Raw genomic sequence first — 15,346 nt, 5'->3', positions numbered from 1 at the left:
ATTTTTGAAGACACAGAAGATGTCTATCAATCTAGATTAGATAACATATTAATTTATAATAATAATCTGGCGTTATTCAACTTACAATTAGATCCCTAGTTATCGTAAGATTCTCTTATTTTAAATCCATGTATATTGAATCAATCAAAGCTACTTATTTGCACGTTAGCGAGGATAGCTGCATAAATATAAAATATTCAAGAAAAGACTAAAAAACTTATAATGAATCGTTTCAAGGATTAAGTGCTTGTCTCAACATTGAAAGGATTGGCAAAGTGTATGGCGCTACCGGCATGTTTCTTTGCTAAGTATAAAGGTAGTGGTGCCCTATAAGTTTTATAGTATTCATAGCAGCTTTATCCTTATCCCATTCATAGAGACTGTTGCAAAAGGGGTATGACGAGCTTTGAGAAACGTTTCTTAAAAAAATCCTGCCTTAGCCTAGGCTTTGTAAAGAATAGAATTTTTTGTACCACTGTCTTTCCAATTCTCAAAAGACAAGTTAGAATCATCATTTGCCACCCTTCAACTTTACGAAAACCTTGCTTTAGGGGGAAAATTTATAAAAAGCATTTTCTTATTAAGTGTTTTTATCCCCATATTAGTCCTATTTATAATGTGAAAATAAATGATTTTCTGATTTTGATGATGAAAGATTTGATAGAATATCTCTTTATTTGGGGTACTCATTGAAATTGAAGATGATCAATTTTCTTCATAAATAAATGGTGTTATTAGCTCAAAATTATTCGCTCCAATGCACTATTTTTATGAAAAATGCTTCTATGAATTCTTACTTTATTGCACTTATAGTTCTTAAAATACAAAATATTAGGGATCTTGCAAAACAAATAAGGATATCGATAAACAAAATTCGGAAGCTATACTGGATAAAAAATGTTAGTAAAAAACGCCTACTCAATATTTCTTAAATTATTCTCATCTTTTTAACCAAAATGTCTATTTTTATTTTAAATGAAGGATTCTGAATTATTTTTTATTCTATCTATTCTATAAGAAAATTTAGCCTGATTTTAATAATATATAAAGGTAAAATTCTCTTTTTTACAAAGCAATATCAATATATTTCTTTAATGTCATTGAAAATAGAGCTTGTAATTCAAGCAATAAAAAATTACACACACCTTCTTTAAATATATTTCTTGTTTTTTTTGCTTCTTTCCTTAGTTTATTAATCTATGATTTTTACTGCTGCCTATCGTGCTTTACAACGTTTACTAACCTCGCAATATAGCATTATGATCCTGAAAGCATTGGGGATTACTTTTTTTGTGCTCGCCATTTTATGGTTATGTGTGCACCAACTTTTTGTGTCTTACTTTTGGCCTTGGGCTTCTCAGTTTCTTCCTGGACTCCCCAGTTGGGCAGGATGGTTGGGATTTAGCATGTTTATCATCTTCAATCTTGGTTTGGCTCTTTTGTTAGCTTTTTTTATTGCCCCCATTACCGCTATGATTGGTAGTTTTTTCATTGACTCTGCTGCTGAAATTATCGAAAAGGAAGATTATCCGAATGAGCCTATTGGACAAGCGATGCCATTTGGGCGTTCTCTTATCCTCTCACTTAAATTTGTTATTTTAAGCCTTCTTGGTAATGGAGTTGCTTTTATTTTATTCTTCATACCAGGTGTTAATTTCATTGCTTTTTATGTTATTAATGGTTATTTGCTTGGGCACGAATATTTCTTGTTTGCTGCTTATCGTTTTCGAACAGAGCAAGATGCGCGTGTTTTTTTACATACTTATTATACAACGGTTTTTAGCGCTGGATTATTGATCGCGGTTTTTGTTTCAATTCCCATTCTTAATTTAGCCACACCACTTTTTGCAGCCGCCTTTATGACACATTTACACAAAATGCTTTCCCAAAAAACTATGGCACGCATCACTCAAAAATAATATTCTTTAAACTTAACAAAACTCGCCAGCCAGAGAAAGCATACTATAAAATTTTATGCTTAACTTTTTTAATCAATACATTGATTTATGATGATAGTTTATTGTTTTATGGCATTAAAAAACTTAAATATTATAAAGCTTTCTCATTTTAACCCTATTCATATTGAATCAACTATAATCGCTTGTGAGATGTCATAAACGGGGGCAGTGTATGTATAAAAGCACTTTGCAAAAGACATAAAAGACCTCTCCATTCTCCCCCTCTCAAGGCAAGAACTATTATGACATTAAAAGCTAGCCAAACGTATGAAGATATCGGCTTGTACCTTCTATTTCAGTAAAAATAGGGGAATGTAATAAATTTTATACCTTTCATAGAAGGGAATATATACTTCATAGGTACTCATGAGAAAATTTCTGAAATATGTGAGATGGTCAAATCTAGCAATGTGTGGATACACAATAAAAAATAATATTTTTTAGGGTGCTTTATTTTATGTGAAACGCACGCGCTTTAAGAAAACCGTTTGAAAAAAATCTTGCTCTGGTATTAGCGTTTCGCTAACATAACGTTATCATATCCGTAATTTTTAATGGATGCGTGTAGTCTTGTTAAGGTTTTATTCTTATAAGGTTTCTTTGCTTCAGGACTGTTAATATTAGTGATTAATTGAAGAGTTATTTTTATTAAAAGAAAATAAGCCGTTTGTTAACCAGCGCAAGAGGTGGGTTTTAATATCAAAATCAAAGAATAAAAACATATAAGTTCTTAAAGCTTCTGAGAAATTTGTTATAGGGAATACTCTTCATGCATATGATTGTTATGACATTAGAAATATTAAAAATAAAAAAACAATGGAGTTAGAGCTATACGCGCATGGATAAAAGTATTAAATGGATTCGTTATTGTTCAGCCGGAAAAGCAAATGTGACTGCTTAAGTTCTATATTCTTTCAAATCATACAAAAGATGTGTAATATTTAAAGGAAGGCTATAAAGATGAACTGGATTACAAATTATGTTCGTCCTAAAATTAACTCTATATTGGGACGCCGTGAAATTCCAGAAAATCTATGGATAAAAGATCCTACAAGTGGTGAAATGATCTTCCATAAGGATCTGGAAGCCAATCAATTTGTGGCTCCCAATTCTGGCTATCATATGCGTATCAGTGCCCAAAATCGTCTCATGCATTTTTTTGATGATGGTGTTTATACAGCTCTTGAAAATCCAAAAGTTGTAACAGACCCTTTAAAGTTTCGCGATGAAAAACGCTATATCGACCGGTTAAAAGATTATCGTTCTAAACTTGGTGTTGATGACAATATTTTAAGTGCACGCGGTAAAATTGAAGGCTTGCCCATCATTGCAATCGTTCAAGACTTCGCCTTTATGGGCGGGTCTCTCGGTATGGCTTCAGGAGAAGCTATTATCAAAGCTTTTGATACTGCCATTGCGGAAAGGCGCCCGTTGGTTCTTTTTGCTGCTTCTGGTGGTGCTCGCATGCAAGAAGGAACACTCTCATTGATGCAAATGCCCCGTACAACAGTAGCAATTGAAATGCTGAAAGAAGCAAAGCTTCCCTATATTGTTGTTCTGACCAATCCAACCACTGGTGGTGTTACTGCTTCTTACGCTATGCTTGGTGATATTCACATTGCTGAACCCGGCGCTATGATTGGTTTTGCTGGCCCACGTGTGATTCAACAAACTATACGTGAAACCCTACCAGAAGGCTTTCAAAGTAGTGAATATCTGCTCGAACATGGTATGATTGATATGGTTGTATCGCGTTTAGAAATGAAAGCAACCATTGCGCGTCTTTTACGTTTAATGATGAAACATCCTGCTGTTCTTAACCCTTCCAACCCATCCCCAACAGATCCTCAAACGTCGCTTTCTACAACAAAAGCAGCTTAAATTTATGCAACAAAGTCAAGTACAAAGGGTGGTAGATGATTTACTCAAGAATTATCCGAAAAAATTTGATCTTTCTTTAGGGCGTATTGTCCGCCTTTTAGAACGTCTTGGCAATCCACATTTAAAACTTGGCCCTGTTATTCACATTGCTGGAACAAATGGCAAAGGATCTGCCTCAGCAATTTGCCGTGCTCTTTTAGAAAGTGCAGGCTACTGCGTTCATATGTACAGCTCACCTCATCTCGTCAACTGGAATGAACGCTGCCGGTTAGGCCAAAAAGGAGGAGGTCAACTTGTTACAGAGAGCCTATTGGCTGAAACAATCCATGAAATTATAAAAGTCAATCATCAAGAGCCGATTACTATTTTTGAAATTTTTACAGCCGCTGCCTTTATACTATTTAGTGTACATCCAGCTGATGTTGTTATTTTAGAAGTTGGCTTGGGAGGACGTTTTGATGCTACCAATGTCATTAACAAACCAGCTGTATCGCTTATTATGCCCATTGATTATGATCATGAGGACTTTCTTGGAAACACAATTTCTCAAATCGCTTTTCAAAAAGGAGGGATTATCAAACCAAAGGTTCCTCTGATTATCGGTAAGCAAAATTATGAAAAAGCTCTTGCTACTTTAATATCCCTTGCCGATAAAAATAAAGTACCTTATTCTTTATTTGATCAAGATTATCAAAGCTATAAAGAACATGGACGTATGGTTTTTCAAAACAATCAAGGTCTTATGGATCTTCCCCTTCCTAACCTTATTGGAGACTACCAAATTGCCAATGCTGGTGCTTCTATTGAAGCAGTCTATCAAGCAGGTTTTCACCTTTCAGAACAAGTCATAAGTGACGCTTTGAAAAATATTTATTGGCCCGCACGGATGCAACATCTCACCTACGGATATTTGGTTGATCAACTGTCTCCTAAGTTTAATTTATGGCTCGATGGCGGTCACAATCCCGCTGCTGGAAAAGTTATTGCGGCAGAACTTACACAATGGAGAAAAAAAACAGATCGTCCCATTATTATGATTGCTGGCATGATCAACACAAAAGATGCTGTCGGTTATTTTCGTCCTTTAGCCGGCCTTGTCGAAAAAGTATATACGATACCGCTTATTAATAATAACGCCAGTATCTGTCCAATAAATTTAGCTGAATCTGCCCAAAAAGCAGGAATCTTTGCATCCCCCCAAGCACACCTACAAGATGCTTTGCATAAAATTAAGGGAGAATATCAAGAGGCTATTGTCCTTATTGGAGGTTCCCTTTATCTTGCTGGCGATATTTTGCGTGACAATAAAACACCACCGTGTTAGAGATTGGTTATTTTTAAAGCTTTGAAAGATAGACTTTTTAACCATGCAACTTGATTGTGCACTTTATCAACATCCTAAACTTATTACTGTTTTTGGCGGATCTGGTTTTGTAGGACGTCATGTCGTTGAAACTTTGACTAAACGAGGATATCGCGTTCGTATCGCTGTTCGTTGTCCACAAAAAGCTTATTACATGCTCCAAATAGGAGAAGTTGGGCAAACCCAAATGCTTAAAACGGATATAAAGCATCGTGCCTCTGTTGGACGCGCATTACTTGGGGCTGATGCAGCAGTGTTTTTGCCTGGTAGTTTAAAACAAGCAAATCAATCCAATTTTAAAAGTACACAAATTGATGGCACTTACAATGTTGCTGAACTAACAGCAGAAGCTGGTATTCCACTCATCTATATGTCAACACTTGTAGCTAACGAGAACGCTTCATGTCTTTATGCGCGTGTTAAATTTATGGGTGAGAAAATCATTCATAACAAGCATTCTCAAGCAATTATTATCCGTCCTTCTGTTATCTTTGGACCAGAGGATTGTTTCTTTAACACCTTGGCAGATTTGTCACGTTTTTTACCCTTTATGCCTCTTTTTGGAGGGGGACAAAGTAAATTGCAACCCGTGTATGTTGGTGACGTTGCCGAGTTTATTGCGCGCGCTTTAGATGGTCAGATTGCTTGGGGGAAAAATTATGATCTTGGTGGCCCCCAGATTATCACCTTCCAAAATGCTCTTGAAAATATATTCAAAATTATTCACCGTAAAAAAACACTCCTGTCCATGCCTCTTTCTGCAGGGTTATTGATTGGAGGAGTTTTGGGAATAATCGGTAAATTGCCTTTTATACCAACACTTGTAACAACTAATCAGATACGCTTTTTGCAAATGGATAACATTGTTTCTCAAGAAGCTATAGAAAATGGATATACCTTAGAAGGTGTGGGAATTACTCCTAAAGCAATAGCTGCATCCTTGCCAAGTTATCTCTGGAGATTTCGTCCACATGGTCAATTTTCAAAAAACTTATTCGTCTAAAATAAATTTTCCCAAATTTGCAGTCTTTTGATAAAAACTATTGAAAATAGAAAAAGCGTCTCTTATAAACTGTTTTTATGCAAAAGCAAAGGCACCATAGGAATCTAGAAGAACTGGATATGGGTTACCTATTCATAAATATAAAGACAACAATATATGGCTTTACGTTATATTATTTTGCTCAAAAGCTTAATCATGAAATGAAACGAGGTCATGATACCTTTTCTAAACAACCGCATGAGCGAGGAAAATAAAAAGTATACTCTCTTTGATTATCCCTTAAAAAGTCGATTAAAAATTGTGAAGCAATGCATCATTTTTATTCTTTAAAAGGTATCTCTCTGAAGATTTTTAAAAGCTTTAAAGTTATGTAAAAAGGATAAAATTTTGTTTTTATAATAAGACTTTATCATGAGATCTCTTGTCCTCTTCGTAAATCGTTACTCAAATCCATAAATGCATGTTTCTTGCACAAATTTATAGAGATTTTAAAAGAGCCTTTTCACATAAAGAAGTCTTCTTCTTGTCTTGCATTTTTTTTTAATTTCTCCTACCGTCTTTTCAAAAACTGATTTTAAAGGAATGAGGAATGACAGCTCAAGATTTTGTTGTCAAAGATATTACCCTTGCCGCTTATGGTCGTAAAGAACTTGATATTGCTGAAACTGAAATGCCTGGCTTGATGGCATGTCGCAAGGAATTTTCCTCCAATCAACCTTTGCGTGGTGCACGCATTTCTGGCTCATTGCATATGACAATTCAAACAGCTGTTTTAATTGAAACATTAAAAGCAATTGGCGCCGATATACGGTGGAGCTCTAGTAATATTTTTTCTACGCAAGATCATGCAGCAGCAGCTATCGCCGCAAGGGGTATTCCTGTATTTGCTGTGAAGGGTGAAACATTGGAAGAATATTGGACTTATATAGATGCCATTTTCCAATGGCCTGATGGTAATCCTTCCAATATGATTTTAGATGATGGAGCAGATGCCACAAACTATATTTTAACGGGAAGTCGTGCAGAACAAAATAAAGATATCCTCTCGCATCCCAAAACAGAAGAAGAAGAAATTTTTTTCAAACAAATCCAAAAGCGTATGGTTACAACGCCAGGATTTTTTACACGACAACGTGCAGCAATTAAAGGTGTAAGCGAAGAAACCACAACAGGTGTTAATCGTCTTTATCAATTACAAAAAGAAGGGCTTCTGCCTTTTCCTGCTATTAATGTCAATGATAGCGTCACAAAATCAAAGTTTGATAATAAATATGGGTGTAAAGAATCATTGGTTGATGGTATTCGCCGTGGAACAGATGTGATGATTGCTGGTAAAACAGCCATTGTCTGTGGTTATGGTGACGTAGGAAAAGGTTCAGCGGCGTCACTGTCAGGTGCTGGGGCTCGTGTTAAAATAACAGAAATTGATCCTATTTGCGCGCTTCAAGCGGCTATGGATGGCTATGAAGTTGTTAATTTAGATGATGCTGCCTCCAGTGCTGATATTATCATCACAACAACAGGCAATAAAGATGTTGTCCGTTTAGATCATATGCGACAGTTAAAAGATATGTGTATTCTTGGCAATATTGGTCATTTTGATAATGAAATCCAAGTCGCAGCCCTTAGGAATTTGCCATGGATCAATATTAAACCTCAAGTGGACATGATCACCTTTCCCGATGGAAAACGCATCATTTTGCTTTCTGAAGGGCGTTTGTTAAACCTCGGCAATGCGACGGGGCATCCTTCTTTTGTCATGTCAACCTCATTTACCAACCAAGTTTTAGCGCAAATTGAACTTTTTACTCGTGCTGAACACTATAAAAATGAAGTCACTGTTTTGCCTAAACATCTTGATGAAAAAGTTGCACGTCTCCATCTTGATCGATTAGGAATAAAACTAACTGTTTTATCAGAAGAACAAGCTGCTTATATTGGAGTTACACCGCAAGGACCTTATAAACCGAACCATTACCGTTACTAAAATGCTTCCTTGGGTTAAAAAAGGGAAAAATGTCGTGCTCAGCTTTAGTGACCATCCCCCCAAAGAAAAAGCTCAAAAAATGATTCGAATCTGCACACATATCTTTTGCTTTTTTTTCTTTTTTTCTCCAACACGCACTGTTGCTCAGTCGTTGGAAGATTATTTACCATTTTCCTTTACTTTGCCTAATGGTCCATGGCTGCTTTTAGCACTGTGTGGAGGAATTTCTTGTGCTTCATTTTTTACGTGCATGGCTGTTATTATGCATGCAAAAAAAGCAACACAGAAGCCTTTAAATATAATTCAAAAAGATTTTTCTGAAAAACTTAAATATTATGAATGGCTTCTGGAAGAAACCGAACAATTCCTTCTTATTTGGGAAAATCCAAAATCCTTGCCTCATGTCGTTGGGGGCCTTTCCACATTGCAAAAAATAGGTATTGTTCAGCAAGATTTTCAGCGCTTTGAACTCTGGGTTGAAGAAAATTCTCTGCGAGAACTTGATTATGCATTGACTCAACTGCGTTGTAAATGTCACCCTTTTGAGCTTTCTATAACCACCACAAATAATGTGCTGCTACAAGTTACAGGGGTTATCGCAGGAACAGTCGCTATTGCTCGTTTTCAAGATATCTCAAAACAGCAGAGCGAAAATGCTCGTTTACAGAAAGATATTGCCCGTCTTCTTACTGAACTGAGAATGCAGCGTAATCTTCTTGATCTTATTCAAGAGCCTGTATGGATAAAAGATTGCGGAGGAAAAATTTGTTTTATCAATCGCGCCTTTAGAGAAATGACAAACTTTCGTGAAGATAGTGATGAAGTGGGCGATCTTTTCAATGAAAACACACAACGCACAACAGATGCAACAGAAACAATTTTTCAAGAACATGTTCATACCGTCATTGATGGTGAACGGCGCCGTTTTCACCTCACACGTCTCACAACTGCCGAAGGCATGGCTGCTTTTGCACGTGATGACAGCGACTATGAAAATCTTGCTCATGAATTAAGATATGTTCTTCAAAGCCATTGTGAAACCCTTGACCAAATCTCAACAGCTGTAGCTATTTTTGATACAAACCAAAAATTAAAATTTTGCAATCACGCTTTTAAAGTTTTATGGCCGTTAGAAAGCTCCTTTTTAGAAAGTGAACCAAGCCATACATTATTTCTTGAACGTTTACGTGAAAAAGGACTCATTGCTGAACATCCTGATTGGCGCGCGTGGAAAGAAGAACTTTTTAAAGCCTATCGGCAAACAGAATCGAACCAACAAATTTGGAATCTTCCAGATGGCCGTACGGTGCGTGTTGTCTCGAATCCTCATCCACAAGGAGGGGTCACATGGCTTTATGAAAACCTTACAGAAAAAATTGATCTTGAGCGCCGTTATAATACACTTATTAAAATACAAGGTGAAACACTTGATAAACTTTCTGAAGGTGTGGTCGTTTTTGGTGCTGATGGACGCCTTCGTTTATCAAATCCTTCCCTATCGAAATTGTGGTCGCTTCCTTATAATTTACTGGTAGAAGGGACCCATATTACACAGTTAAAAAGCCATTGTTCAGCCTTAACCGTGCGACAAGAATGGGATCAATTTACCAAATTCATTACCGGTTTTGCTGAAAAACGTGAAACATTTTCGGGTCGTATAGATCTTAAAAATGATATGATTATTGACTATACTTTAGTCCCTCTTCCCGATGGACAAACGATGCTTACTTTTGTAAATGTTACAGACACTGTCCATGTTGCACGTGCTCTTCAAGAAAGAAATGAAGCCTTAGAAAGTGCAGATCGTTTGCGTAATGAATTTGTCCAACATGTTTCCTATGAATTACGCACACCTCTCACCAATATTATTGGATTTTCGGATATTTTACGGGATCAAATTTTCGGTTCTATCAATGAACGTCAACAAGAGTATCTTGGGCACATTCATTCAGAATCAGGAACTCTTTTAAATATTGTGAACGATATTCTTGATCTTGCCACCCTTGATGCAGGCATTATGGAGTTAGATATAAAACCAGTTAACATTGCCGATGCTATGATACAAGCAGTAACACGTGTAGCAGATCGCCTCAATGGACGCCATATTACACTTTTACAACAAATTTCTCCTTCCTTAAATTCTATTTCAGCTGACGAAAAACGCTTACATCAAATTTTTGTGAATGTTCTAAGTAATGCTATTAATTTTGCAACAGAGGCGAGCACTATTGAATTTTGTGCCGATGAAAAAGATGGTAACATCGTCTTTAGCGTTCACAATGAGGGCTCTGACATCCCTAAAGACATTCTTGATCGTATTTTTAAACGTTTTTCTTCCCATTCACACCATGGCGGGCGTGCAGGAGCAGGACTTGGTCTTTCACTTGTGAAAAGTTTTGTTGAGCTACACGGTGGACATGTTGAAATTTTTACCGGTACAGGACAAGGAACAACAGTTGAGTGTTTTTTCCCCCTCCCCAAAGGAGATAAGATTTTTTAATGGAAGTCTTAATGAATTTTGATTTTTTTCTTGAAAATGAAGAGGCAACAAAGATTTTTGCAAAAAATTTAGCCCTTTCTTTAAAGCCGGGGGATCTTGTGACGCTGCAAGGGGACCTTGGAACTGGAAAATCAACCATTGCACGGACAATCATCCAAACGCTTGCAAACAATGACACGATGGAGGTTCCAAGCCCTACTTTTACTCTTGTGCAAAGCTATCAACTTCCACAGTTTGAAATTATTCATGCTGATCTTTATCGCCTTTCTATGGTAGAGGAAATTGATGAATTAGGGCTTCATGAAGCACGTGAGAAAAATATTTTACTCGTTGAATGGCCAGAGAGAAGTGCAGACCTTTTAGAGATTGCCACTTTTGCACTCGCCTTACAATATAAAGCACAGGGACGTCATGTGACATTGAGATCAGCACAACATTCTATTGAACGTTTGCAACAATCTTTTGCAATTCGTCCATAAAAAATATCGACATAATCATGCATAACAGCGTGGATTCTTAAAAGTATTAAAATAAATGCATCTAACTTTTTGATTTAATTAACTCTCTACTACTAATATATTTTAGAAAAGAATGTTTGAAAAAATCAAAAGGAGAGATAAAATTTCTCCCCTTTATCGTTATTGCTCGTTTTCAAGATATGTCAAAACAATTGTGGCATTAACTAAGCCCATCTTTTATCCACTCAGAAAGACGTCCTTTAGAGGTAGCGCCAACCATATTTGATGAGACATTTCCGTTTTTAAACATCAATAATGTAGGGATAGAGCGTACTCCATATTGGGTCGCCAATTCCGGATTTTCATCAATATTTACTTTAGCAATTTTAACTTGATTTTGCATTTCCGTTGAAACTTCATCTAAAATTGGAGCAATCATTTTGCAGGGACCGCACCATTCTGCCCAAAAATCAACCACAACAGGGATAGAAGAGGTTAGAACCTCACTTTCGAAATTGTCTTTATCAACTTTTATACACGTCATTGATTTATCCTTTATACTCACTTTTTATAGATTGGTATGATAGCAATTCATATCAAGTTATTGCAAAGATAAATTATTAAAGGGGTTTTCTGCACCAAAAATTGTGGAGCGTGTTTATTTGAGCAATTTTATTAAAGTAAAAAGCGTAAAGATACTTTGAAGAGAAGAAATAATTTATAAGGCAATTTCATTAAGAAATGCCTCAAGCTTTTCTGGGAGAAGTTTAAAAATTTTAGCTTCTTTACTGTAGATAAGTAAAGCTTGGACATCTTTACCGGGATGAATAGCTTGTAATAATTTTCGATAAAGAGCCATTTGCAACCAATAATGAGGAGCAATAGCAGCTTCATTTTCTGGTGGGTATCCTGTTTTAAAATCAGCAAAGATAATGCTGTCTTGCGTGATGTAGAGACGGTCAATTTGACCAGAAATTGCTTGTTCTTTTCCTCGAATTTTTACAATACCCATTAAAGGAACCTCAGCACGTGAATGCTCAGAGAAGAGGGGTTTGAGATAAACATGATTTAACATTTTCCAAACATGGCGAAGAGCATCTTCTCTTTGGCTTTCCTCCCAATGAGAGGCTTTGATATTGAGATAGTTTCGAGCATAATCTTGACGTTTTTGTGGGGGGCAGTCAGGTAGATATTGTAATAATCGGTGAATGAGATGACCATATTCAATGTAAAAAGCTCTATTGGTGTTTGTTTCTCCTAAAACAGGTGAAGTGAAAAGTTGTTTTGGGCTTGAAGAAAGATCTCTATCAGCTTCAATGGAAAGGCTTGCGAGAGAGGGTTTTAACGGTTTCGGGAGCATTGGTTCTGCTGGTACTTTATGAGAGAAAAAAACAGGCAAAGGTGGTAAGGTTTGACTCTCAGCGAAAGCGACTTCTTGGTTTATAGGAGCAGCAGCAGAAGATGTAATGCAATAACGCCAAGCTGAAATATCTTCTGCAGGGCCTTTTATAGCAACCGCATGGGGTTTAAGGGCGTTTTTTACCAGTTGTAGCCATGTATCAGAGAGCGTTTTTTTACCGTTATATCCACAAACAAATAAACGATCTTCAGCGCGTGTCATTCCCACGTAAAGAAGGCGCCTATACTCTTCTTCAGCACGTTCTTTTAAATGTGAAATTGCTTTTTTAGAGAGTTTTGTATCAAACTTTTCATTGGGGCGCCAAACAAAAGCTTGTTGTCCGTTCTCTTGTGCATTGTCTAAAGACACTTTAAGCAAATGAGGCGCATGCTGAGGGTGCCAAATCTCACTACCAGGATCAACCAAAAATACAACAGCAGCTTCTAGTCCTTTTGCAGCATGAACAGTCATGATGCGAATTTCTTCATTGTTTTGTTCAAATTCACGTTTAATTTCTGGTTCGCTTGCACTTAATGTTTCTAAAAAAGCTTGTAATCCTGGTAATCCTGTTTTTTGAATGTTAAGTGTATAATCCATAAAAGCATCGAGCACATCATTGGCTTCAGATCCTAAACGAGACAGAATTTTTTGTCTTCCCTTATCATTATTCAAAATATGGCTATAAAACTCGAAAACTGGTATTTTATCCACTAAAGCGCGATAATGATTCAGCTTTTCAAAAGCATCTTTTAAAGATGCTTTCAATGATGCGTGCGTACATAAGCTTTGCCAAAGAGAGCCGGTGCGGTGCGCGGCAAGCTGATAGAGTTCCTCTTCACTAAAAGCAAAAAGGGGGCTTTTTAATACGCAAGCAAGAGAAAGATCATCTTGTGGCTGCAAAACAAAACGTGCAAGCGCCATTAAATCACGGATACTAATATGTTTGGTGAGTTGTAAACGATCAGCCCCTGCTACCGGAATATTAAGCTGTTTAAGAGCCCGGGAAAGAGCTGAGACAAATTTACCACGTTTACGGACCAAGATCATAATATCATTTGCCCGTATTAAGCGTCCCTTTGCTGGAAGCATTTCGCCTTTTTGTAACCAACCAGCAATCGTTTCAGCAATTTTTTCTGCTAAACGCACTTCAGGTGTATCTAAATGACCAACGCTTAAATGCCAATCATGCGGAAATTCGCTTGTTTCTTTGGAAATGGCATCCCATATAACAACCTCACCGGGACTATGAACACGAATAGCTTCATGCACCGTTTTTGTATTTTCTGCTGAAAGTCCTTTATAGTTTTCTGGTGTTTCAAAAACAAGATCAACGCTTTTAAGAACATCTGCTGTCGAGCGAAAAGAATAATGTAGTTGTATTTTTTCAAATTGCTGATTTGTTTGCTGCGCTTTTTTTTGAATGATTCGTCCATTTGCAGCAAAATTTTCTGGAGCAGCACCTTGAAAAGAATAAATAGATTGCTTTTCATCTCCAACAGCAAAAAGAGTCCGTATATTTGTTCGTTGGCTATACCCGGAGAAAAATTCTTGCGCCAACAGTTGAATAATTTGCCACTGCTCAGGGTTGGTGTCTTGTGCTTCATCAAGTAGAATATGATCAAGCCCCTGATCAAGTTTATAATGTACCCATTGGCTTGCACCTTTGCGCTGTAACAAATGAAGCGTACGCTCAATAAGGTCATCAAAGTCTAACAAACCATTGGCCTTTTTTAGATTCGTATAAATTTCGAGATAAATGGCACAGAGCTGAAAAGCAGCCATATTGATGGTAGCAACCTTTGCGCATTGGTATTTTTCTAAAAGAACAGAAAGCTTGCTTTGTTTATCTTCAAGCATTTGTTGAATAAAAGGCCAAATTTCATCTGACTTTTTACGAAATAAATGTGAAAAATTACACGGCTCACCTTTTGTTTTAAAATAAATATCAGAGACAACATTAATAATATTGGCCTCATCACGCATCTCTCTCAATTGGGAAAATTTTTTAACCATATCTTTCAGACGTTGACTGCCATTGGTTTCACAATGTTTAAGAGCATAAAGAGGAAGGCGTGCGGTTTGTTGAATTTGTTCTAATAAGTATTGATTTGTTTCATCAGGCGCTAAGTTAAAAAGCGTGCGCAATTTTTCTTCTCCATTTTCAGACAGAAGAGAAGATAAAAAATCAGAGAGTTTATGTTGCTTTTCAACGGCTTCATAGAGCAATTGATTAAAAGTATGTTCGCTAATAACTTGAAGTAACTGTTGCAAAGCAGATTGTACATCACGACGTGCTAAAAGTTGGCGACGAGATTCTTGTCGTAATTTTTTGCGACTGATATCATCGGGGAGTTCAAAATGCCCTGCAATATTGGCTTCCAACATAAATTGATGCAAGAGAGATTCACAAAAAGCATGAATCGTTTGAATTTTCAAACCACCAGGTGTTTCGAGAGCACGCGCGAAGAGTTGTCGTGCATAAATTAATTTTTGCGCATTGACAGGTTTATTTTCAAAGCGTGTTAAGGTTTCTTGCAACTGTGTATCATCGAGTTCATTCCAACTAGAAAGTATGCGAAAAATTCGTGATTGCATCACAGCCGCAGCAGCTCTTGTATAAGTAAGGCATAAAATACGTGCTGGAGGCGTACCATTTAAAAGCAAACGAATAACACGTTCACTTAAAACGTGGGTTTTTCCAGATCCAGCATTTGCAGAAACCCACACGTTTTTTTGAGGATGTGTTGCCGTTGCTTGTGCATCAAGAGCGGCTTCAGGAATAGAAAAAAAACTCATG

The 15,346-nt window shown here is 36.8% G+C and carries 9 protein-coding genes; 7 read left to right on the top strand and 2 right to left on the bottom strand.

Annotation, left to right across the window (positions count from 1 at the left end; all coding sequences use genetic code 11):
* The first annotated feature begins 1,199 nt into the window (after positions 1 to 1,199).
* From PVV65_RS00380 to tsaE, 7 genes are all read left to right on the top strand, one after another.
* Positions 1,200 to 1,919 (top strand): sulfate transporter family protein, encoded by a 720-nt coding sequence (locus PVV65_RS00380; protein ID WP_273788795.1) that lies wholly within the window; start codon positions 1,200 to 1,202, stop codon positions 1,917 to 1,919.
* Positions 1,920 to 2,918: 999 nt separating this feature from the next.
* Positions 2,919 to 3,839 (top strand): acetyl-CoA carboxylase, carboxyltransferase subunit beta, encoded by a 921-nt coding sequence (gene accD, locus PVV65_RS00375; protein ID WP_273788794.1) that lies wholly within the window; start codon positions 2,919 to 2,921, stop codon positions 3,837 to 3,839.
* 4 nt (positions 3,840 to 3,843) lie between these two features.
* The gene (locus tag PVV65_RS00370; protein ID WP_273788793.1) at positions 3,844 to 5,163 is read left to right on the top strand and encodes a folylpolyglutamate synthase/dihydrofolate synthase family protein; all 1,320 of its coding nucleotides are present in this window, start codon (positions 3,844 to 3,846) and stop codon (positions 5,161 to 5,163) included.
* Between the two features lie 43 nt (positions 5,164 to 5,206).
* A complete protein-coding gene (locus PVV65_RS00365; protein ID WP_273788792.1) occupies positions 5,207 to 6,205 on the top strand; it encodes a complex I NDUFA9 subunit family protein in 999 nt (332 codons plus the stop codon).
* A 589-nt stretch (positions 6,206 to 6,794) separates the two neighbouring features.
* A complete protein-coding gene (gene ahcY / locus PVV65_RS00360) occupies positions 6,795 to 8,192 on the top strand; it encodes an adenosylhomocysteinase (RefSeq protein WP_273753932.1) in 1,398 nt (465 codons plus the stop codon).
* A gap of 34 nt (positions 8,193 to 8,226) precedes the next feature.
* The gene (locus tag PVV65_RS00355; RefSeq protein WP_273753933.1) at positions 8,227 to 10,692 is read left to right on the top strand and encodes a PAS-domain containing protein; all 2,466 of its coding nucleotides are present in this window, start codon (positions 8,227 to 8,229) and stop codon (positions 10,690 to 10,692) included.
* An 11-nt stretch (positions 10,693 to 10,703) separates the two neighbouring features.
* Positions 10,704 to 11,171 carry a tRNA (adenosine(37)-N6)-threonylcarbamoyltransferase complex ATPase subunit type 1 TsaE gene (gene tsaE / locus PVV65_RS00350; protein ID WP_273753934.1) on the top strand — a complete coding sequence of 156 codons (468 nt, stop codon included), beginning with the start codon at positions 10,704 to 10,706 and terminating at the stop codon, positions 11,169 to 11,171.
* Between the two features lie 199 nt (positions 11,172 to 11,370).
* Here tsaE and trxA read toward each other — a convergent pair whose 3' ends face one another.
* Entirely contained in the window at positions 11,371 to 11,694 is a 324-nt protein-coding gene (gene trxA / locus PVV65_RS00345; RefSeq protein ID WP_120121550.1) for a thioredoxin, read from the bottom strand.
* A 174-nt stretch (positions 11,695 to 11,868) separates the two neighbouring features.
* The gene (addA, locus tag PVV65_RS00340) at positions 11,869 to 15,345 is read right to left on the bottom strand and encodes a double-strand break repair helicase AddA (RefSeq protein WP_273788791.1); all 3,477 of its coding nucleotides are present in this window, start codon (positions 15,343 to 15,345) and stop codon (positions 11,869 to 11,871) included.
* Position 15,346: the final 1 nt, after the last annotated feature.

The organism is Bartonella sp. ML70XJBT (genome assembly GCF_028618425.1).
GTDB lineage: Bacteria > Pseudomonadota > Alphaproteobacteria > Rhizobiales > Rhizobiaceae > Bartonella.
This window is presented reverse-complemented; position numbering and strand designations above follow the sequence as displayed.